Below are 20,508 nucleotides of genomic sequence, written 5' to 3' on the forward strand. Positions count from 1 at the left end.
ACGCGCGACCCTACGGGTCGCAAGAGGTGTTGGTTGGAAGTGACTCCGTCACTTCCAACCAACACGCAATCGCTACGCGATTGCCCGCCGAACCGAACGCACCGGTCCCCCCGATCGATGGGCTCCGGAACTGTGCTGGCAGCACGGCGGGTTGGTGTGTGGTTCCGTCTCCACTGCGGGACCGGCGATTCGAGACAACGACCGGTGGGGCAAACCAACATCGCACGATGCCAGAGGACTTGAGATCGTCATGCGCCAACCATCATTGGAAACAGGCGACTTCATGACCAGTCGAAGACTTCCAATATAGGTGGGTGTCGCATCACGCAACAAGACCATGCATCAGAACTTCTTGCCGGGTACGATTCGGGGAAATCCACAGGCCCCACCGGACCCCAACCCCGGCCTGGTGCGTCCCGTCACGCCGGGCAGGGCATTCTCACCGTGCGGCCGGCCGATCCCAGGGCGTCGTCCCACTCACCCGACCGCGACGAGATCACCAACTCCCCCACGGACAAAGACGGATCCCGATTTCGCACCCACGCACCCCATGGACAGTCCGATGAGAATCCACCGGACAACCACACAGGACCCCACGAGCCCGCTCCGCGGCCCCACCGCCGCACCCGACGGGCCGAACCGGCACCGACCCCAGCGCATCGAACCGGCCCTCCACAGCCATCGCAAGCCCACCCCGACACCCACACCAGGAACCCCCGACAAGCGGCCTGGACACCCTCCTGCGGCCCTCACACCCGAGCCCGCCACAACCCACCCGCCGACGCCCCATACCCCCGGAAACCACGCCCGAAAGTCGTAAGGAAAACCCGGCGGGAAAATCAGCCCGAAAACCCCGGAACCTGCAGGTCGACAACCCTCCACCCGGCGCAGCGGCCGGCGACCCCCACGCAGCAGACCGGACACGAGCAACTCCCGGAACCGGGACGCAGGAACCGGACCGAGGTACGGGTTGTGCCCACGGACGACTCGACGAGGCCGCGTCCGCAACTCGGCATGCTCGGCATCGTGTGATCCCACCCCCACGCCGTGTCCGACAGGCAATCCTCAATCGTGTTGCGCGGCCTTCTCAAACCCTGCGGCACCACAGGCCAACCGCCCCGTCACCGAGCAGGCACCCATCGGGGGCGGGTGATCGGCAGCCCCTCACGCTCCGGGGATTCGTCGGGTCGTCGGGCGAGTGGGAGAGGCGTCGGCGGGGCTTCGCATGAGGAACTTTCGAACAATTCCTTACCACTTACCGAAATGTTGATTCCTTACACGAAGCCTGTGCGGTGGGGGCGGGCCGGGTCGGTGTGGTCATCGGGTCCCGCGCCGCCGGGATGGTGGAGGTTGGGGGGCACGCGCGCGGAGCCGGCATCGATCGGCGAGCGCGGGGAGTTCGGGGGCGATCCCGTGGGGATCGCTCGGGTCGACGAACAGGAAGGCGCTCACGCCGGAGGTGATCCACGTCAGGTGACGGGCGGCGATCAACGAACGGCGAGCCCAGGGCGGCACGGGATACTCCACGCAGCCGTAGTGGTAACCGGACGGATCGTGCAGGAGCAGGGCGTCGGCATCCGGGGAGAGGTCGGTGGCGCGGGTCCACACGAGCTGGGCGGTGGAGGCGGCCGTGAGCACCGTGGCCACCACCGCTGCTGCGGGGCGGGGGTGGGCGGTGGCGGCGTCGAGCCTGCGGAGGATCTCCGCCGCGGTGGCCTGCCGCAGGCGCGGCACGACGGGTGGACGCAGTCGGGCGAAGGTGCGGGCGGGGAAACGGCGACTGCGCGGGGTGCAGCCGCATCCGGGGCGCGGTGGTTCGTGCCGGCTGCGCTCGCCCAGGCGGGCCAGGGCGGGCAGGGTGATCCACCGGTTCGTGGGCCGCCGCGGCACTGCGGAGGCCGCGATGTCGGGCTTGGGGTCGGTGGGTGGGAGCAGTGCGGCGGCGTCGGCGAGGTGGTGCGGGACGGTGGCGAGCGCGCGGGTCAGGGCGGTGGGGACCGTGGGGCGGTGGCACACCGCCTGGAGGCGGATCCCGGTGTGCGCGCGCAGGGTCAGCAGGTGTTGCCAGCACGATGGGGGCAGTAGGTGTGCGCGCAGCAGTGTCAGGTGGGTGATGTCGGTGGTGAGAATCCATGCCGCGGCGGTGGCCCATGCGATCCGGTTCCGGATCTGCTGGTTGCGGGGACCGCTGGGGTGGGCGAAGGGGACGGGCTTGCCCAGGGCGGCGAGGACGTCGTAGGCGAGCGTGAGTGGTGAGGTGGCGGCGGGCGTGGGGTGGACGGTCAGTCGCCCTTGGGCGGGGTGGTGGGCGTGGAGCGCGGCGCGGGTGTGGGTCACGTCGTCGAAGGGGTCGAGGACCACCGTCACCGGTGGGAGGAACGGGGTGTTCGTCATCGGGCGGGTGCTCGGCGGGTGAGTTTGCTGTAGGCCCAGCGCAGGAGTTCCTCGTCGACGCGGGTGCGGTCGGTGGCGTCCAGGCCGGTGGTGAGGTGGTGGGTGATCTTCGCCCAGGCGCGGAAGTTGCCGTGGGCGGCTTCGCGGTCGCAGGTGGCGATCAGGTCCGGGTCGGCCTCGGCCCAGATCGGGTGGAAGGCGGGGATGACGGCGAGGACTTCGTCCAGGGGCATCGGGCCGATCTCCTGCCAGGCGTATACGCGGGATTCGAGCATGGGTTCGCTCTGGAGCATCTCGAAGCAGCCGTTGCCTCCGGTGAAGACGATGGTCAGGTCGGTGTCGGTGTCGTCCCAGAGGTAGCGCAGGTATTCGAAACAGAGTTTCGACAGCCATTGGGCCTCGTCGCAGACCAACACCCGGCGTTCCTCCAGGGCGCCGCGGAGCATGCGGTCGAACTCGATCGCGTGGGAGGGTGGGCGGCCGGGCAGGCCGAGGGCGTGGAAGAGTTCGTGGCGCAGGTCGCGGGTGCTGGGGCGGGCGCGGAAGACCACGCGGTGGGTGGTGGTCGGGGCGAGTTCGCGCAGCGAGGCGTTCACCGCGAGGGATTTGCCGTGGCCGGCGGTGCCGTGGACGCAGATCATCGCGCGCGCGTCGATCGCGGCGCGGATGTCCTCCCTGACGGCGAGCAGGGTTCTGGTGCCCACGATCTGGGCGCCCTTGAGGCGCATGTAGTGGTCCTCGCGTTCACCGGGCAGGCGGCCCTTGCGTGTCGCGGTGCTCATGTCGGTCGCCTTCCTCGGACGGACTCGGCGGTCGGCGCGGTGCGGTGTCGCAGTTCCGTTCGCCGGTGTCGTCGCCGGTTGTCGGTGCGGTGTTCGTGTCGGAGGCCGCCGGTTGCCTGGTGCGGGGGCGTGCCCAGGTCGTCGGTGGTTCGCGGGGCGGGATCAGGTCCGGCAGCGCGCGCGAGGCCAGGTCCGCCTGTCGGGAGCGAGTCAGCTCGGCCTCGGCCTGCGCGGCGGTGAGTGCGCCCAGTTGTCGGGGGGCGGTCGCGGTGGTGACCGCCGCGTAACGCCGTCGGCGTTGTCGGTCGGCCTCGGCCAGGGCGTGTGCCAGGGTGCGGCGTTCGGCGTCCTTGGCTCGGCGCAGTGCGGCGCGTTGTGTGGCTGTGGCCTGGTCGGCGAGGTGGGCGCGGCCCAGGTGGGCGTGGGTGGTGGCGTCGAACACCTCGATCTCGTGGTCGTGGTGTGGGATGTAGCGCAGGCGTACGCGGATGCCGTCCTTGCCGTGCATCCATGGGCCGACGTAGTCGCGGCCGCGCCAGCGGATTCCTTTGGTGGTCAGTGTCCTGGTTCGGCCGTCGTCTTCGAGGGTGAAGGCCCAGAGCAGGTCGGGGGGGACGTCCTCGATCGGGGTCGGGTCGGCGTTCCACGCCTGCAGCGGGGTGCCGGCGTGGGCCTGGCTGTGGTGTTCGGTGTTCCACCACGCGATCCAGTCCAGGAGTCGGGAGGTGAATTCGACGAAGGGCAGTACGTGGGTGGGGGCGGTTTTTGGGGGTCGTGCGCGGAGTGAGGTGGTGGGGGTGTGGAGGTGGCCGGGCAGGGCGATGCAGAACGTACTCGCCACGCAGGCGTTGAGGTTTTCCACCGTGCCTTTGAGGTCCGGGCGGTATGGCGGCAGGTCGTGCACGGGTACGGCGAACGCGCCGAGCGCGGTGGTGACGGTGCGGGAGAGGAAGTCCTTGCCGCGGTCCACGCGGACGAGTTCGGGTAGACCACCGATCGGGCCGTAGGGGCCGTCGGGTTCGTCTCGTGACATGGCGATGCGCAGCGCGGCCAGGATCGCGTCGCGGGAGGGGGTGTGGGGGGTGACGGCCGCGCCGGGGACGGCTCCGGTGGCGCAGTCGATGAACCAGGTGACCCACGGTGTGACCAGTTCCCCTTCCAACTCGACCTGGACGGGTAGGTGTTTGTGGTCGGCTTCCCAGCAGGCGTTGCGCCATTGGCGTGGGCGGGCCAGGTGGACGTCGTGGAGGCGGCGGGCGCGTTCTCCGCCTTTGAACGCGGCGCGTTGGCCGGTGTTGACGTCTCGGCGTATCGCGCGTTGCAGTGTGGCCAGTGACGGAACGTCCGGCGGGGCCGTGCTCGTGTCCCCTGTTCCTGTGGTGCGGTGTGTGGCGGCCGCGTGGGCCTCGGCGATCAACTCGCGGTGCACGGCTGCCGCGTTCCCGCCCCACAGCGCCAGCCGGGCGTGCAGGTCGGCGGTGATCGTGAACCGTGGCCGTGGGCGAGGGGTGGTACGGCCTTCCTCACGGGCCGTTTGCAGCCAGCGCTGCAGGGTGCGTGGTGACTTCCCCGCTGCGGCTGCAGCCAGTCGGAGGTGCTCGGGCGTCAACGCGCCCCGGGCTTCCAACCCCGTGAGGCGGGCGATCACTTGCTCCCGGGCCGCAGCCGCCGGCACCACACCGGTTGCCCACAGGTCGTCCTCGGGTGCGTCGGTCACCACCACTCCCCCCTTCCCCTTTTTCCTGCCCGGCCCCGGGAGCCGGACGACCCGGCCGTCGGAACACCGCTTCCTCCAGGAACACGGAAACCGCGTCACCGTGACGCCGAAAACGGCATTCCGATGACGCGGGCGGGACGTTCTGGTAAAAGCCGGACAGCGGGCGGCCCAAGGGGAAGTTGCAGGACGCCGACCTGCGGGACGTCGTTTCCATGACGCCACAAAACCGCACCGGAAAGACGCGACCAGGGCCCTACATGGCTGTGACCAGGCAGATCTGTCACACGATCGACGACATACTCACGCGGCCACCACGACACCCAACCGCAACTTCACACTCGTGATCGGGACCGCCGAACCACGGGAGCTGGCGGACCTCACCGTCACGGTCAGACCGAAGTCGAACACCTCAGGCCGACCCACCAGCGAAACCTCCTCCACCTCGCTCCAGAGCGAACGCGGCCCCGCCTGAAGGACATTCGGACACCGGCCCCCGGCAAAACCCGCCGCGGCCACCGACGGAACCCCGCAGCCGGCCGTCAACCACAACGTGCCCTCACCCGCACGCTCACCCGGAGCCACCACGGGCACACACCCCGGAACCCGCAAACCGACGACGAACGCCACCGGATCACAGGAACCACCGACCACATCCACCAACGACAACTCCGTACCGCCGGCTCCCCAACCCGGACCCTCCGACACACCGCCCACCACCATCCCGGCCAGCGAACACACCGCTTCCCAAAGGGAATTCTCAATCGCGTTGCACATCCCTCTCAAACTCTGCGACACCGCAGGTCAACCGACCCCTCGCGAACGAGCGCGCCCCATCCACACACCGAAATCCCAGGTCACAAAACACAAACCACATTCTCAATCCGTGCCGCACCGCAGGTCAGCGCACCACACCCGCACAACCCAAGTGAGACGACGTACTCGCCAACTGCCGCCGACCCCTGGAAACCCGCACCAACCCCGCCCGCCGGGCGCAGCGATGGGAACGGCTCGCCGCCGTCGACCCCGACTGGAACCCCATGGGCCGCACCGACCCGGCACGGCGATGGTCGGTGGACTGGCAGCGGATACTCGCCCTGGTCCGGCTGCACGTGGAAGGCGGTGGGCGCCCGGCCGAGTTGACGCCGGGTCACACCATCGGCGGCGAACCCGTCGGACGATGGCTTCAGCGACAGAAGACGAGCTGGGCGGAACTGACCCCGGCGCAGCGGAGGGCGTTGACCGGGCTCGGCGTTCGACGGGTGCGGGGGGTGCCCCTATGGGTTTCGTCAAGGGAAATCGGGCTGCATTCGGGGTGGGGAGCCGGGCAACATGGTGGTGTGCCCGATCTGCTGTGGGATGACGTGAAGTGTTTCTTCGATCCCGACCTGATGGGATCCCTGCCGGACATGCGTGTCCCTGACGCCTCGGTGGAGGACTGGCAGACGGTCCTTGATCTTGTCGAGGCGAGAGGCTGGAAGTGCCGGTACTCCGAGGGCGAGATGGTGCTGCCGGTGCCCCGGGCGAGGGCCGTGCTGTCCCGCCCGCGTGACGCCGAGTGTCCGAACCTGCGGGTCTGGCCGACGGGTGGTGTGTTGGCGATCTTCCGTTTCCACGACCACGACGAAATCGACTTCGACGTCGACCTGGGGGAGTTGCAGGGCCAGGAGCGACTCGATGCGTTCTGCGGATTTCTGCGGGAGATCGGGCGGGGTTTGGGCAAGCCCGTGCTCATGGACCCGGAGGGCGACCACGGCCATCCGGTGCTCGGATTCGAGGTCGGGGCCGACCGGGTCGTCCTCCTGACCGAGCCGCCGCTCAGGTGACCTCCGCCGGCCGGGGTTCGTAGAAGGTGCCGTCTCTGAGCATGGCGAAGAGGACGTCGGCTCTTCGGCGGGCGAGGCAGAGGAGGGCTTGCGTGTGGTGCTTCCCCTGGGCTGTCTTCTTGTCGTAGTAGGCCCGGGAGGCGGGGTCGTTCAGGGCAGCGAACGCGGAGAGGAAGAACGCGCGTTTGAGCTGCTTGTTGCCTCTCCGGGAGGGCTGTTCGCCGCGGATCGACGATCCCGAGCTCCTGGTCGCCGGGGCCAGGCCCGCGTAGGCGGCGAGGTGGGCGGCGGAGGGGAAGCGGCTGCCGTCGCCGACGTCGATGAGGATCCGGGCTCCGGTCCTGACGCCGATGCCGGGCATCGAGGTCGGGACCTTCGAAAGAGGGTGGGCCTCCAGGAGCTCCTCGATCCTGGCGGCGAGGACTTTGCGCTGGTCCAGGACGGCGGTGAGCGAGCCGGCGAGGCTGGGGACGATGAGCGCGGTCGCATCGGTGCCGGGGACGACCGCGGTCTGTTCGTCGAGCGCGGCGAAGATGTCGTCGACCAGGCGTTCGGCCATGCGTGGGGCCTTGGGTCGTATGAGGTTCACGAGGCGTCTGCGTCCGGCCTTGCGGATCAGGGCAGGGGACCCGAATCGCTGCAACAGCGTGAGGATACCGGGGTGTTGGATGCGTGGGCCCAGGACGCGTTCCAGGTGGGGGTGGATCTGGGTGAGCAGGCCGCGCATCCGGTTGGAGACTCGCGTGGCCTCGCCGGCGAGGTCGTCGTCGAAGCCGACGATCATCTCCAGCTCGGCGATCGCCTCGTCTGCGGCCTCGATTGCCCGCAGGGTGTGGGGCATCGAGCGGGCGGCGTCGGCGATGACGAAGGCGTCGCGGGCGTCGGTTTTGGCCTCGCCGGGGTAGAGATCGGCGATCCGCCGCATGGTCAATCCGGGCAGGTAGGCGACTTCGCAGCCCATGTCCCGGGCCACCGCGAGCGGTAGGGCGCCGATGGAGGCGGGCTGGTCGACGACCACGAGCACGGTTCCGTGTTTCGTGGCGAGTTTGGCGAACACCTCGCGCAGCTTGGGCTCGCTGTTGGGCATTCGCTTGTCGAGGACCTTCTTCCCGGCCGGGGTCAGCGCGGTGGCGTGGTGTTCGCCCTTGCCGACGTCCAGGCCGAGGAAGACGTCGATGTCGCCGATGTCGATCACGTGCTTCCTCCAATCGTTTCCTGCCCGGCCGTCCCACGGCACCGATCGCCACATCCACATTACGAAGAGCCTCCCGACCTGCGGACAAGCCGGTGGTCATGCCCCTAATCAGCGGTCTGTCGATGCCTTCGGGATCGGTGACACCACCCCCCTGGCCATGCGTTCAACAGGGGGAGACAGTCATGCCGGTCCCGAAGGCCGGGAGCCCCGTTGCGGGGCCACCAAAAAGGTAATGGGGAGTGCGAGGAGAGGGCGGCCCCGGCGGGTGTCGTTGTCAACCGGTGGACGCTCACTCTCGCCGCCGCGGGTGCGTTCCGGGCGCGCGAGGTGCACCTGACCGTACCCCGCAGGCATCTCGAGATCGTCCGGGCAGGCGGTGTGGACCACGAGGTGAAGTTGGGGGTGGCGTTGGCGAACGCGCGGCAGCGGCGGGGTCCTACCCGCAAGACAGGCTCGACGCACTCTCCGCTCTGGGCATGCGATGGGCGTAGCGGCGCGGTCGCCTGAACCGCCGACCGCGCTGGGGCGACGCGTCCGTGAGGGTGTCGCCGCGGCCGGTCGTGGAAGGGCTCGCGTCGGGCTCTCGGGCTCGGTGGCGGCCGGGTCGAATCGGTCGGCGGTTAGGGGCTGTTGCCTTGGCTTGCGTTGATGTTTTGGTCCGTTGGGCGCGGGTGCTCAGTTCCGTGTCAGTCGCGCTTGGTGGTGCCAGTCGTGCCCGGTATGTGGGTGGTCGAATGTGGGGATCGGATGATCTGCGTCCTGCCGCAGGGCTTGAAGTCGATGGCCGAAGGATGTGCTGAACAGCCCGTAGTGGCCGGGGGCTTCCTCGAGTACGCGGAACATCCGCGCCGCCTCGAGGATGGGCCGCGCGCGGGGCGGAACGGTGTACCAGACCAAGGGCGGCGGACTGTCTGGGTCGTGGTCACGGCTCCACTGTTCCGGTAGTGCCAGGCGGGTACCGTTTTCGTCGATGCCGTCCACCGTGGTTGCCGCCACCTGGTCCGGGTGGGCTCCGGTGAACAGCAGCGTGGCGAGCGCGGAGAGTTGTACGGGATGCGGAACGGCGCGGCTGACGCGGTGCGCGACGTGGGCGGTGAAAGGGACTGTGCAGATGCCCGGTCCCCCGGCGGCTTCGAGGTCGGTGGGCACGGTCAGGCGCAGCCCGTGTGCGGCGAAGCCGGCCTGGGCGCCCTGGACGCGGGCCGTGGTGTGGCCGGGGTTGGGGCTGAGGGTGGTCAGGCGGGACAGGAACAGTTCGAGGTCGGCTTGGTCGGGGGGCGTCGAGGGGGTGATGCGGTGCCGGGCCAGCCAGGTCTTGGCGGCGTTTTGCCCCGCGCGGTGCTGGGCGCGCGAACTCGGAGTATCCGCCGGGTTCGACGTGCGCGGCCTCTCGGCCGGGAGACCGGTGTCCTGGGTCTGCGGCGCCGCGAACGGTGGGCGGAAGCGGTTGGGCGTGGTGGGCGGGACGAACAGGCCCAGCGCGGCGTGGACGCCGTCGAGGCGCTGCAGTTCTCCGGCGAGACCGGCTTCGGCAAGGTGGAGATCGAGGCGGGCCGTGTCCGGGCGGCCGGGCGGGTTGGCGATCAGGACCAGGTGGATGCCGGTCGTCGCGCGTAGGGCGGCCAGGCGCTCGGTTCGGTCCGGAGTCAGCAAGTGGGCGCGCAGGAGTATCAGTTGCCGGATGTCGTCGACGGTGAACCAGCAGGCGACCGCTCTCCACGCGGGTGCGGCGGTGATGGCCCGGCCGTGGGTCGGGACGTAGGCGGTGCGGCCCAGTGCGGAGAGGATGTCGCGGGCCAGGAACGTCGAGGTGACGGTGGCGGGGGTCGGGTCGACGGTGATTCGCCCGTGCCGGGGATCGGAGCATTGCCGAGCCGCGCGGGCCAGTGCCGCGTCGTCGCCGTCGTCGGTGATCAGCGTGACCGGCGGTGCCGGCCGGGAGAAGAGGGTCAGGGGTTTCATCGGCGAGGCGGAGGGTCGATACGGTCCGCGATCCGCTCGAGTAACTCCGGTGTGACGGCGCCGGTGTGGGCGAAAGTCTGGGCGCGGCGGGTGTGATGGGTCAGCGCTGCCCAGCGGCGCAGCCGGCCGTGGGCGAAGCGGGCGTCCATGTGGCGCAGCACCGTGTGGTCGGTGTGCCGCCAGATCGGGTGGAGGCGGGAGATGGCCTGCGGCACGTGGTCCGGGAGCAGCGGGGTGATCTCCACCCAGGCGGCGGTGCGGGAGGCCAGCATCCGTTGTCTGCGCAGCAGTTGCCCGCTGTCCTCGCCTGCGATCAGCACGATGCACAGGCCGCCGGGGAGGGTGTCGTACAGGTAGCGCAGGTACTCGAACGCGGCGGGCGAGAGTTGGTGTGCGTCGTCGACGACCACGATTCGCGGCGGTCGGGTCAGGGTGTCGAGGATGCTCGCGTCGCAGACTCCCGGGTCTGAGGGGGGATCGCCGGGGAGGTGGAGGGCGTGGTGGAGGGCCGCGCGCAGGTCGGTCGGCTCGGGGTGGGCGCGCAGGTCGAGCCGGCAGTGCCGGTCGGGCGGGTGGCCGGCGAGTGCGAGGCGGACGGCGAACGTCTTGCCCACGCCGGAGGCTCCATACAGGCACAGCATCGCCCGTTGGGCGAGGCAGGCCGTGAGGGCGTGTGTCGTGTCGAGCAGGCCGGGGGTGCGCAGGGCCCGAGCACCCGGCAGGTCCAGGAAGTGCATCCCCGCCTCGAGGGGGTGGGGTACCGGAGCGAACAAGTGGGACGGCCGCCGGGGGTCGGAGGTTGTCAGCACTGTTTCAGTGCCCACTCGATCACCTGCTGGTCGACGTCGCCGGTCCTGAAGTGCTTGAGGCCTTTGAGGACGTGGTGGGTGACCTTGGCCCACTCGCGTATGGAGCCGTCGGCGTGCACCCGGTCGATGTGCTGCAGGAGTCCGGCGTCTGCGGTCTCCCGGGCCGGGTGGGTGGCGGGGACGACGCTCATGGTCTCCTCCTCCGACATGGCGAGGACCTCGGTGCGGGTGTAGATCCTGGAGGCCGGCGGGGTGGATCCGCGAAGAACCGGTTCACCGCAGTCCGGTTCAGGCACTCCGCCTCACCCTTCAACCGCGTGCTGCGCACGACCTCGACCCGGACGACGGCCTCGGGGTCGTGTCCGCGTCCTGCATGGACCACGACAGTAGGAACGGCCCCGGCCCTCACCGCCACGAATTCACACTACTCACCCGAATGGATGAACCCATATCGATTCCCCTCGCACTCACCGGCTGTGCCTGCCAAGCGGACCCGGACCCCGGAACATCAACCCGCGCCACCGGCGTAGGAGACACGGGTTCCCTGACTGTCAACGGCCACGCGGCCACCTGACGTACTCGACAGGGGCTGTGCTGTCAGCGGTATGCCGATACCGGTCAACCGGGTGACGAATCTCTGGGACACCTGATGTCGGAGCGGCCGTTCGGGCTGCCTGACGGCTCGGCGAGAAGGGGGATGCATGACGGATGGGGGCGGTGAGGACTACCGAGGTGGGGTGCAGGCCGTCTTTCCGTCACGCCTGGGGCGGGCCGCGGCGATGCCCAGGCTCCTGGACCTCGATGGCCGCGGGGAACTGACGGCCGTGCATGTGCGCTTGGTCGCACAGGCGTTGGGGAAGTCGGAGCGCACGGTGTGGCGGTGGCTGGCGGTCGCGCGCCGGGACCGGCGTCTCGCGCGGGTGGAGGCGTCGCGCTTCACCGTCACCACGGAGATCCGGCAGTTGCTGGCGCTGTGGGGCGGCAACGCCTCACGGGTCCACGCCGAGCTGGTACGGCAGGCGGCCGAGGATCCGGACGCGCCGGCTGTGCCGTCGCTGTCCACGCTGCATCGGGCGGTCCGCCGGGACCTGACCCGCGGCGAGCGGGCCGGCCTCAAGAGCGGGGAGGCCGCCCGGCGCGCCCACGACGTGTTCGGGCAACGGCCGCCGACGCACCGCAACGCGGCGTGGGAAGGCGACCACAAGCACGTTCCCGTCGAGGTCGACGTGGAGGGAGAGTTGGCCACCCCGTGGGTGACCTGGTTCATCGACTGCGCCACCAAGGTCGTCACCGGGGTCGCGGTCACCGCGCACGCGCCGAGCCGGGACGCGGTACTGGCGTCCTTGCGGATCGCGATCACCCGCGGAGGACCCTTCGGGCCGATGGGGGGACTGCCCGGTCGGATCCGGGTGGACCGCGGCAAGGAGTTCCTGTGCGCGACGGTCACCGCGGCGATGGGCGCGTTCGCCGTCCCCGTCACCGACCTCCCCGCCTACAGCCCGCATCTGAAAGGCACCATCGAGGCGTTGAATGACGCGGTGGAGGAGATGTTCCTCGTCTCGCTCCCCCGCTACACCGGCCGCCAGAGGCTCACGGGCGGCCGGCTCGCCGACCCGGACGCCCCACCGCTGACCTACGAGGCGTTCGTGGGCCTGCTGTTGGACTGGGTGACCTGGTGGAACACCGAACACCGGCCGGCCGCCCTGAACGGCAAAACCCCCGTCCAGGCGTGGCAGGCCGATCCGACACCGCTGGCGGATGTGCCCGCCGGGCAGATGGCGACCTTCGCCCTGGAAGACGACGGGCGCACCTACACGATCACCACCAACGGCGTGCGCCGCCGGCGCCGCGACTACCTCGCCCCCTGGATGAACGGCCGTACCGGCACCAAGGTCTCGGTACGGCACCTGCCTCACCATGACGACACCATCGAAGTCTTCGACGTCGTCACCGGCCGCTACCTCGGGCCGGCGTTTTTGGCCGCCGCCGCGAGTCGTGAGCAGATCCGCTCGGTCCAGGCCGCACGCACCGCGGCCGCCCGCCGGCTCAAGGCCGATCTCAAGGCCGCGGAGAAACTGCGCCGCCGACGCTTCGAGGCCTCCACCGTCGCGGCCCCGCCCCGTCTCCTCGCCTCGCCCACCTCTTCGCAGGCCGAGGACGAGTTGGGCACGGCGGCGCGGGTGGACCGACGTGCGCTGGCGCGCCCGGACTTCGTCCCGCACGGCCCCGCGCCCGCCGGCTGGGTCCGCCCGGTCGCGGCCGCTCCTCCCCCGGACAAGGACACGGATGATCACTGACCCGGACTACGGACTCCTGCCCGACGAGAGCGAGGACCACTTCCTGGGCCTTGAGCAGGCGCGGTTGGTGGGTACCGAAACACTGCTGACCACCCGGGACAACATCGAGGCCGTGATCGAGGCGAAGGCGATGATGTGCGTCTACGGGCCGGCCGGGTCCGGCAAGACGATGTCGGTGAACTCCGCCCTGCGTCACCTGGCCCCCGACATCACCCATCGTCTGGAACTGCGTGCCGGCCCCACGCCCAGGGACATCCGTCACGGGCTCTTCCGGGCGTTGGGGCTGCCGGGTGAGCCTCCCGCGCGTCCCATCGAGTTCGACACCCTCCTCAAGGACGCCCTCGCCGAGGAGTTTCGGGTCCTGGTCTGTGACGAGGCGCAGTGGATGAAGAAGACCGGGTTCGAGTTCTGGCGTCACCTGTGGGACGACAAGCGCACCGACATCGCGGTGATCTTCGCCGGGGGCGACGGCTGCTACAAGGTTTTGCGCCGGGAGCCGATGCTCGCGTCGAGGATCTTCATATGGCAGGAGTTCACCCGCATGTCCAAGGAAGAGGTAAGGGCTACGATCCCCGCCTTCCACCCCGTCTGGGCGGACGTGGACATCGCGTTGATCGACGCGATCGACAAACAGGCCGCCCACGGCAGCTTCCGCAACTGGGCCAACATCACCACCCACGTCCTGGCCGGGATGCGGAAGATGGAACTCGTCCGGGTCGACGGGGACTTGGTGCGCTGGGTGTACAGCAAGATCGGCGGCATGTGACGCACCTCGCCGCGCCGTCGGCGGGGCCGACGGCGTTCTCGGTGTCGGCACCGGATCCGCTCCACGTCATCGTCGATCGCCGTGACGATCCCGCCTGGACGGCGACCGTGCTCGGGGGCGCACGACGGGGCGGCGGGCCGGGTCACCGTCCATCCGACACCGGCGGCGGGTGGTGTGGCCGCGCCGGCGCAGGACGTGTTGTACGCGCACTGGGCGACACCCCACGCGGCAGCGGGGACGCGAAGCCGGACCGACGGACGGGACGCACGCTTCCTGAACGGAAGACGTCGGCGGCCCGGCCCCACACCCGAACCCGGGCGCGGAGGATCCTCGGCTCCCATGCAGTCACGACCCGTCGGCCCCACTGAGGCTCGGGCCCATCACAGGCGAGGCGTGTACGCCTGGCAGAGAGCCGGTCGAGGATCGATCCTCAAGGCATGAACAACGAGGACTCACCAAGCGATCTGCCCGACAACTGGGCGCACCACCACCGGTTCGGCACCGCGCTGCCGACCTGGCCCGAGAGTGACCACCTCGGGCGGGCATTCACGCTGTACGGGGGCTTCGTGCACGCCCTCACCGGAACTCCTGTCGAGGGCGCCTTCCCGAACGCTATCGCTGCCGCCGCTCTCTTCGGACGTGGGTACACGCAACTTCGGGCCGCGTACGAGCTCGCCGCACAGGGGTTCAACGCCGAGGCGTTCAACCTTCTCCGCTCGGTCTACGAGTCGACGGGGCTCGGCCGCATGCTCGCCAAAGAAGAAGGCACGGCCCAGAAGTGGATCGAGAAGGGACAGTGGACTCCCGACAAGAAGGTCCGCGAATGGCTCGGCGAGGCACAGCACGAGTCGGAAGACGGGGTGAGGCCCTACGCCAACTTCTACCGCGAGGCGAGCGCTTGGGCCCATCCCAAGGCGGTGTCGTGTCTGGGGCTTCTCCACGTGGAGGACGACGTGATCAACGTCCAAACCACGATCATCTTCGACGCCGACACGAGCCGGAAGGTCGTCTCCGCCATCACCTGGACGACCGTCTTCGCGTGTTTCGCCCTCAGGAACGCCGTGGTCGACGAACGCGTGATCCCACCGGAATGGAGGCAAGAACTCTTCGCTCTCGCACGCGCACTGTCTGGCGATGCCATGCCCCATCTCGAACGGGATTGGGAGCAGGAACGCACCCGTTTCGAAAGCGTGTTGTCACGGCTGAGGGACGCCAACGAACTGACCGAGACGTTGAGGACCGACCCGCGCTCGTGGGACAACCTTTCCGCCACGCCGGAAAACACGACAACGGATTAGGACAACCACCGGCCAGGGAACACACACCAGGGCGCGGTCCGTCGTCTTGGGGCGCCGTCGCCCACTCGTGTCGCCTCGCCCTTGTCGCCCTGGTGATCGGCGAACCCGAGGTCCTCGCAGTGACCGATCCGGTGCCCTGACGCATGTAAGCGACAGCCACGGCGGTGCAGGCCCCCGGTCCACTGACACGAACCGGCCTGTGACCTGGACCAACACCACCCGTCATACCGATCTGCGTTCAACCGACCCGATGATTCGTCAAAAGCGTCAGCAGAAGATCGGCACCCACCGTCAACGGACCGCCCAGCCCCGCACCCCACACCACAAGCCGGAACGCCGACTCCACCCCACTGACAAAACCCCGCCGAATCTCCACCGACACACCACCGCAGATCATCACCGACGGCAACCGCGCCCTGTGGGTCACCGAAGAGTTGAACGGCGTTTCCACCCTGACTGCCACCTCCGGCGACGAGATCTTCCACGTCACCGTGTCCCCGGTACCGCGACGTCATGGCTCCGATCACTTCTGGGAGTCGTAGCCCGAACGCCGCGCGCCCGTGCTCCGTCGAGGGGAGACAGAAAGTGCACACCTTCACCGTCGACGCTCCCGACGTGTCCTCCGCCTGGCTGAGGGCCTGCGGGCGCCTGGCCGAATTCCCGGGCGCGAAGGGCTACCACACCGTCGTGCGCATCTCCGATCCGCGGCACGAACATCCAGATATGCGCGCCGAGTTGGAGCGCCTGCGCATCGCCAAGGACAAGTACCCGATGGAAGCGGTGATCAACACCCTCTTCCCCGCCGCGCTTGCTGCCTCCAGCAAGGATCACGCCGAGTTGGCCCGACGCTATCTCGCCATGTACGAGCGGCTGCGCAAAGCCGATCGGCGCAACGTCCACGGCACCTACTTCGGGCGGCTGGTGGGCCACCCCGGCCGCGACGGGAACACGGCTCCGGTCGACCAGTTGGGTGTGCTCATCGCGCGGCTACGGCAGCTCAGCCGCAGCAGTCGCTGGAACGCGGTGTACGAGGCCGGCACCGTCCACGTCGAGGACGGTCCGCCGCCGGTCGAGGAGGTTCCGGCCGACCTGCCCATCCGCGACCTCGGGGGCGACACCCAGATGCTGGACTTTCCCTGCCTGAGTCACGTCTCGTTTCAGCTGGAGAGCGGCGCCGGCATCGTCCACACGGTCGCCTACTACCGCAGCCACTACATGTTCGACCGCGCCTACGGCAACTACCTGGCGCTCGGCAAGCTCAACGCCTGGGTCGCCGAGCAGGCGGGTCTGCGTCCGGGAAGTCTGATGGTCGTGGCAGGCGTGGCGCGTCTGGATTGCACTCAAGAGATCCTCGCCCGGGTGAACAGGGCGCAGCAGCAAGAAGACCTGTTCGCTCCCCAGGGTTGACGCTCAGGGGCACGCCGACGCTCCGGCCGCACTCTCTGTCCCGGGCGCGTCGGCGCCGCCCAGTCCCCACTTCGGGGGGAACCACGGTGTCAACGGCGCGGAGTCGGCGCGGTAGACCTGCTTGATCCGTGCGCGGCCGCTGATCCCGGCGACGTCGGGGTGCGCGACCCTGGCGTACTTGTCGACCTCGCAGAACAGGTTCTGGCAGTCGATCAGTTGGAGTCGGCGGCGGCCTCCCAGCCGCACCGGCTCCAGGCCCAGTCGGGCGAAGTGCTCCTCCTGGGTGTCGGTCATGTAGTGGATGACCTCCGCCTCGATGCCGTCCGCCGCCGCACCGAACGCCTTGCGGATGCCGTCCTTGGCACCCGGGCCGGGCACGACGAAGTCGCCTTCCTCGAAAGGCATCTCGGCCGCGTAGTTCAGGTCGATCACGTACTGGTAGGCCAGGAACGGGCCGATCGCCGGATAGCCGAGCAGGATCCGGTACGCCTCCTGGAGGCTCTTCGCCGCCAGCACCCGCTCGGGCGCGTTCGTGGCCATCATCGTCTCCAGCACGCGCAGGTGATTGGCGTGCTTGCGTGACTCCCCCATGGCCGGCGGCGGAGTGATGTACGCCGCCGAGTACAACCGCCCACCGGACGCGAACGCCTTCGACAACACCCCGTCGTAACGACCGAAGTCGTAGTCCGCCCACGTCGGCGTCCCACCGAGCGCGCCCACCAACAACTCCCACGTGGACGCCTTGTTGAAGAACTTGAACAACAGCGTGCGGAAGAACACCTCCTCCCAGCGCTGATCACCCCGGTAACTCACCCCCGCGATCAGCTGCTGACTGACGCGATCCGCCGCGCGGAAGCAGTTGGTGAACCGGTGACGGGCCAGAATCGGGTCGCTCGTCCACGGCGCGGGCGCGCCGGCCACCCGAGCGCGATACACCCGGTCGCGCAGCACGGCGAACCGCCAATAGGTGTCGAACACCGCCGTCGGCCGCAACCGCCGCCCCGCCACGACCACCTCGTCGCGGGCGCGATGAGCATGTTCCTCGGCAGCGGGGCTGGCCAGCAGGGAAGGCATGCGTTTGAATATATATTCAATCTATAGTCGATGAACAGGGGCGCCGCTGTGGACAGGTCCGTGGAGCGGGTCCATCAGGGAGCACGGCGCAAGGTCCTGCTCACCTGGCCGCAGGAGATCGACGCCCGCCTCGACCTTCTGGTGCGCGCGGCGACCGAGGCGGGCGAACGCACCAACCGGTCCGAGCTCCTGGCCGCCCTGATCGCCTCCACCAAGACGACCCCGAAGAAACTCGCGGACACGCTGCGCGCCTATCGACGACTCGACCCGGAGACGTTCACCGCCGCCCACGACCGGCCCGATCTGCCCACCGTGCGCCGCACCGGACCCAAGACCGCGAGCGGGGACACCACCGCGCCCACGCCGTAGCCGCACGCCCCTGCGGCCGCCGCCACGTGGACCGGCCCGCCGGCGGCAGATGTTCCCGCCCGGTCCGCACCGCATGGGTGCACCACCACCGCGTCTCGACACGGCGTCCGACGAAAGCAACGACACGCGGGTTCAACCCCCCACACGACACCGAGGACACGGCCCGACCCCCACGACCACGCGCCGGCCGGCCGCAACAGGAACCCCCGGGAGTCGAAGACGGCTCACCCTCGGCGGAACGGGGCACGTCATCGCGTTCTCTACAGCTCGCCGCCCGTACACCGCACCGCCGGGCCGGCCCTACTCGCGGTTGCCGGATCGGGCGGGTCCACCGCACGTCGCGGAAACCAACGGCCCAGCCGAGGCGCGACACAGGGCGCACCCACGCGCAAGTTCGCTGGTGGAATCCCTTACGTGGACGACTCCCACGTCTTGGCGAAGATTCGTTCCAGCGTCCGATACATGGGCGAGGACACGGGGTACTTGACGACCGCGCAGTGTCGGCCGTGCTCGTGCGCCGAGTAGGGCGTGAAGTAGGCCGCCCGTTCGATCAGACACACCCGCCCGATGTGCGGGGCGTCGAACCTTCTGAGTTCGATCGTGCCCGCACTCGTGTACGGCGCCACGAACGCGACGTTGGTCTCGATCTGAGTGTGCAACAGGCCCGAGCCGTGACTGCGATCGAACGTCGCAAGTTCCGCCTCGCGGTCGGTCGTCCAGCGGGCGTCCTGGCCGGTTCCGGTGCACGGCAGCAGGAGCCGAACCCGGCGCCCCGTCGTACCCGCGGCCGCCAGGAGAGGAGCGAAAGTATCCCGCTGCAGCTCGTTTCCCCGGCCGGTCAACAGGTCCACGCGACGAGCGCGCGCCAACTCCCTGCGGAAATCCTCGTCCGCCTCGACTTTCGTCGGCCACGTCTGACCGAAATCACCACGCGTCAATCGCGATACCACCCGGATCAACAACCAACGAAAACGTCCCGACCACAACACCGCAAGTGTGACGGTCAGCCCCGTGGCCGCGAGTGAGGACAACACCCCCATCAAGAACTCGTTCACCACCCACCCCCTCGCACGTCATACCCCACCGCCCGCCCCGACCAAGCCCCGGGAAGACGAACAACACATGCGATTCGCGACGTCGGCGCCACCCGAGCGGATGCGCGACTCCTTTGGCGACCGGGAACGATTCGTGGCAACCGCGTCGCCGGCCACAGGCCGGCTCGCATCACAAGGGATTCGGTTCCCGGCCGATGTTCGTCGAATCGGTCGGGGACCGGTCGGTCGTACCGCACGAGAACGCACACGTGCGCTCGCCCCTCCCGTTGCACGGTTCGTCGACGCGGTGGGGAGGCCGGGCGGGCCCCTGAGCCGAGCAGAAGCGTGACGAGTGAAGGGACGGCGCAGCGGGGCGCTACGGGGCGCGGGCGTCGCCGTGCCACTGGTCGAGGCGGTCGGGGGTCTCGGGTACGTCGGGCGGGGTGCGTTGTTTTTTCAGGATTCGGTCGGTGAGTTCGACGGTGGCGAGGTACCACCAGAAGATCCAGTCGAGGAAGGCGTCGTCGTAGTCGGCGCGTTGGTCGGCGCGGCCGTGGCGCAGGTCGTATCGGTTGGCGATCTCGAAGAGGAATCCGTCGTCGGGTTTCCCGGCCTCGGTCTTGATGAGGTCGCGGCGTTGTTCGAGGATGCGGGCGAGGGCGACGATGGCCGAGCGTTTGTGGTCGCGGGTGGCCCCGCGTGCGCGGAACAAGGCGATGGCGTGCTCGGTGCTCGCGCGTGTTCGCGGGTCGGGTGTGTTCAGGACCCGGTGGACGAGGTCGCCTCGGGCGTCGTCGGTGAGCGCGCGACCAGTCGTCCGAGGTCCTCGCCCTCGTCGGCGAGTCGGTAGTCGATGCCGGCGTCGTGGAGGAGGTTGTCGATCCTCCACCGGTACAGGGAGCGGCCGGGGGCGGCGTTGAACTCCTTGTAGTGCCAGCCGCAGCCGGAGTAGGAGTGCATGTCGCGGTTGCGGGGGCGCGACACCAGGTCGTGGAAGACCTCGATCAGGCCGAAGAAGACGTCGTCGTCCCACGCGTCGGGGTCCAGGGGCCACAGGTTGGCGTATCCGAGGTGGCGGTCCAGGATCCGGGAGCGGTCCGGGAGCGGATCGGGGTCGTCGACGCAGTCCCGGCCGAAGACCTCGACCAGGTAGCCGGCGGCCTCGAGTTCCTCGACGAGGCGGGCGAACTCGCGGCGTTCGCCGCCCTCGTGGCATGCGTGGCCGGGTGGGGTGTTGTGGCGTTGGGGCCAGTACGGGCGCGGTCGGCGGGCGTGGCGCAGTTCGGATGCGCGATCGATCAGCTCGCGCAGCCAGGTGCGTTGGGTGTACGCGGGAGGGGCCTGTCCCGCGGGCGGTTTCGGGGACCAGGGGTCGTCGTCGGCCCAGATGGTGGAGGATTCGCCGACCTCGTCGAAGTCGCTCACCGCCGTGGTACCGGCGAACGCCTCGCCCAACAGCAGTCGTGCGCGTTCGACCCACTGGCGGTGGTCGGAACGCGAGATGCGCTCGGCCTCGGCCGTGAACAGAGAGGTGGGCCACACGAGTTCGTACACGCTCACATCCAGCACGGGACCATCCTG

16 protein-coding genes and 1 pseudogene are annotated in these 20,508 nt (G+C 69.3%); 6 read left to right on the forward strand and 11 right to left on the reverse strand.

The genetic code is table 11. The annotated features are described in order from the left end of the window. Nucleotides 1-1,317: 1,317 nt before the first annotated feature. The 3 genes from OG948_RS00005 to OG948_RS00015 are packed head-to-tail and all read right to left on the reverse strand — an operon-like array spanning nucleotide 1,318 to nucleotide 4,821. Entirely contained in the window at nucleotides 1,318-2,394 is a 1,077-nt protein-coding gene (locus OG948_RS00005) for a hypothetical protein (protein WP_331768902.1), read from the reverse strand. After that, entirely contained in the window at nucleotides 2,391-3,176 is a 786-nt protein-coding gene (locus OG948_RS00010; RefSeq protein ID WP_331768903.1) for an ATP-binding protein, read from the reverse strand. The genes OG948_RS00005 and OG948_RS00010 overlap by 4 nt, the downstream gene beginning before the upstream one ends. Then, complete coding sequence (locus OG948_RS00015; RefSeq protein WP_406300151.1) at nucleotides 3,139-4,821, reverse strand: Mu transposase C-terminal domain-containing protein; 1,683 nt, start codon at nucleotides 4,819-4,821, stop codon at nucleotides 3,139-3,141. Before OG948_RS00015 ends, OG948_RS00010 begins: the two co-directional genes overlap by 38 nt. 1,409 nt (nucleotides 4,822-6,230) lie before the next feature. On the opposite strand from OG948_RS00015, the gene OG948_RS00020 reads away from it, so the two are divergent. After that, nucleotides 6,231-6,716 (forward strand): hypothetical protein, encoded by a 486-nt coding sequence (locus tag OG948_RS00020; protein WP_331768905.1) that lies wholly within the window; start codon nucleotides 6,231-6,233, stop codon nucleotides 6,714-6,716. Here OG948_RS00020 and OG948_RS00025 read toward each other — a convergent pair. The 4 genes from OG948_RS00025 to OG948_RS00040 all read right to left on the reverse strand — a co-directional run bounded on the left by OG948_RS00025 (nucleotide 6,709) and on the right by OG948_RS00040 (nucleotide 10,873). Beyond that, complete coding sequence (locus OG948_RS00025; RefSeq protein WP_406292718.1) at nucleotides 6,709-7,965, reverse strand: IS110 family transposase; 1,257 nt, start codon at nucleotides 7,963-7,965, stop codon at nucleotides 6,709-6,711. The genes OG948_RS00020 and OG948_RS00025 overlap by 8 nt on opposite strands. Nucleotides 7,966-8,586: 621 nt before the next feature. Further along, the gene (locus OG948_RS00030) at nucleotides 8,587-9,873 is read right to left on the reverse strand and encodes a hypothetical protein (protein ID WP_331768907.1); all 1,287 of its coding nucleotides are present in this window, start codon (nucleotides 9,871-9,873) and stop codon (nucleotides 8,587-8,589) included. Continuing rightward, nucleotides 9,870-10,610 (reverse strand): ATP-binding protein, encoded by a 741-nt coding sequence (locus tag OG948_RS00035; protein ID WP_331768908.1) that lies wholly within the window; start codon nucleotides 10,608-10,610, stop codon nucleotides 9,870-9,872. Before OG948_RS00035 ends, OG948_RS00030 begins: the two co-directional genes overlap by 4 nt. A 65-nt stretch (nucleotides 10,611-10,675) precedes the next feature. Beyond that, nucleotides 10,676-10,873: a hypothetical protein gene (locus OG948_RS00040; RefSeq protein ID WP_406292720.1), complete on the reverse strand. Its 198-nt coding sequence runs from the start codon at nucleotides 10,871-10,873 to the stop codon at nucleotides 10,676-10,678. 588 nt (nucleotides 10,874-11,461) lie between these two features. Here OG948_RS00040 and OG948_RS00045 point away from each other — a divergent pair. The 3 genes from OG948_RS00045 to OG948_RS00055 all read left to right on the forward strand — a co-directional run bounded on the left by OG948_RS00045 (nucleotide 11,462) and on the right by OG948_RS00055 (nucleotide 15,043). Continuing rightward, nucleotides 11,462-12,979, forward strand: a complete 1,518-nt coding sequence (locus tag OG948_RS00045; RefSeq protein ID WP_406300152.1) for a Mu transposase C-terminal domain-containing protein — start codon at nucleotides 11,462-11,464, stop codon at nucleotides 12,977-12,979. After that, a complete protein-coding gene (locus tag OG948_RS00050; protein ID WP_331768911.1) occupies nucleotides 12,969-13,745 on the forward strand; it encodes an ATP-binding protein in 777 nt (258 codons plus the stop codon). The genes OG948_RS00045 and OG948_RS00050 overlap by 11 nt, the downstream gene beginning before the upstream one ends. Nucleotides 13,746-14,182: 437 nt before the next feature. Then, nucleotides 14,183-15,043, forward strand: coding sequence for a hypothetical protein (locus OG948_RS00055; protein ID WP_331768912.1), 861 nt, complete (start codon nucleotides 14,183-14,185; stop codon nucleotides 15,041-15,043). Between the two features lie 238 nt (nucleotides 15,044-15,281). Here the strand turns inward: OG948_RS00055 and OG948_RS00060 are convergent, their stop codons facing one another. Beyond that, nucleotides 15,282-15,533: a hypothetical protein gene (locus OG948_RS00060; RefSeq protein WP_406292722.1), complete on the reverse strand. Its 252-nt coding sequence runs from the start codon at nucleotides 15,531-15,533 to the stop codon at nucleotides 15,282-15,284. A gap of 95 nt (nucleotides 15,534-15,628) precedes the next feature. Here OG948_RS00060 and OG948_RS00065 point away from each other — a divergent pair, with 95 nt between their 5' ends. Then, nucleotides 15,629-16,450: a hypothetical protein gene (locus tag OG948_RS00065; protein ID WP_406292724.1), complete on the forward strand. Its 822-nt coding sequence runs from the start codon at nucleotides 15,629-15,631 to the stop codon at nucleotides 16,448-16,450. Between the two features lie 3 nt (nucleotides 16,451-16,453). On the opposite strand, the gene OG948_RS00070 is transcribed toward OG948_RS00065, so the two are convergent. Next, a complete protein-coding gene (locus OG948_RS00070; protein WP_406292725.1) occupies nucleotides 16,454-17,524 on the reverse strand; it encodes a nucleotide kinase domain-containing protein in 1,071 nt (356 codons plus the stop codon). Nucleotides 17,525-17,572: 48 nt separating this feature from the next. Here OG948_RS00070 and OG948_RS00075 point away from each other — a divergent pair, with 48 nt between their 5' ends. After that, nucleotides 17,573-17,893: a hypothetical protein gene (locus OG948_RS00075; RefSeq protein ID WP_246127353.1), complete on the forward strand. Its 321-nt coding sequence runs from the start codon at nucleotides 17,573-17,575 to the stop codon at nucleotides 17,891-17,893. A 410-nt stretch (nucleotides 17,894-18,303) separates the two neighbouring features. On the opposite strand, the gene OG948_RS00080 is transcribed toward OG948_RS00075, so the two are convergent. Further along, nucleotides 18,304-18,948 carry a hypothetical protein gene (locus tag OG948_RS00080; protein ID WP_406292728.1) on the reverse strand — a complete coding sequence of 215 codons (645 nt, stop codon included), beginning with the start codon at nucleotides 18,946-18,948 and terminating at the stop codon, nucleotides 18,304-18,306. 355 nt (nucleotides 18,949-19,303) lie between these two features. After that, nucleotides 19,304-20,496, reverse strand: a pseudogene (locus OG948_RS00085) (hypothetical protein). Nucleotides 20,497-20,508 lie beyond the last annotated feature (12 nt).

Origin of the sequence: Embleya sp. NBC_00888 (genome assembly GCF_045207655.1) — a bacterium.
In the GTDB taxonomy this organism is placed as follows: Bacteria; Actinomycetota; Actinomycetes; order Streptomycetales; family Streptomycetaceae; genus Embleya.

Coding starts and splice junctions, on each gene's coding strand:
- OG948_RS00005 (WP_331768902.1), bottom strand. CDS start 2,394: ATGACGAACACCCCGTTCCTCCCACCGGTGACGGTGGTCCTCGACCCC.
- OG948_RS00010 (WP_331768903.1), bottom strand. CDS start 3,176: ATGAGCACCGCGACACGCAAGGGCCGCCTGCCCGGTGAACGCGAGGAC.
- OG948_RS00025 (WP_406292718.1), bottom strand. CDS start 7,965: ATGTGGCGATCGGTGCCGTGGGACGGCCGGGCAGGAAACGATTGGAGG.
- OG948_RS00030 (WP_331768907.1), bottom strand. CDS start 9,873: ATGAAACCCCTGACCCTCTTCTCCCGGCCGGCACCGCCGGTCACGCTG.
- OG948_RS00035 (WP_331768908.1), bottom strand. CDS start 10,610: ATGCACTTCCTGGACCTGCCGGGTGCTCGGGCCCTGCGCACCCCCGGC.
- OG948_RS00040 (WP_406292720.1), bottom strand. CDS start 10,873: ATGAGCGTCGTCCCCGCCACCCACCCGGCCCGGGAGACCGCAGACGCC.
- OG948_RS00045 (WP_406300152.1), top strand. CDS start 11,462: ATGCCCAGGCTCCTGGACCTCGATGGCCGCGGGGAACTGACGGCCGTG.
- OG948_RS00050 (WP_331768911.1), top strand. CDS start 12,969: ATGATCACTGACCCGGACTACGGACTCCTGCCCGACGAGAGCGAGGAC.
- OG948_RS00055 (WP_331768912.1), top strand. CDS start 14,183: ATGAACAACGAGGACTCACCAAGCGATCTGCCCGACAACTGGGCGCAC.
- OG948_RS00070 (WP_406292725.1), bottom strand. CDS start 17,524: ATGCCTTCCCTGCTGGCCAGCCCCGCTGCCGAGGAACATGCTCATCGC.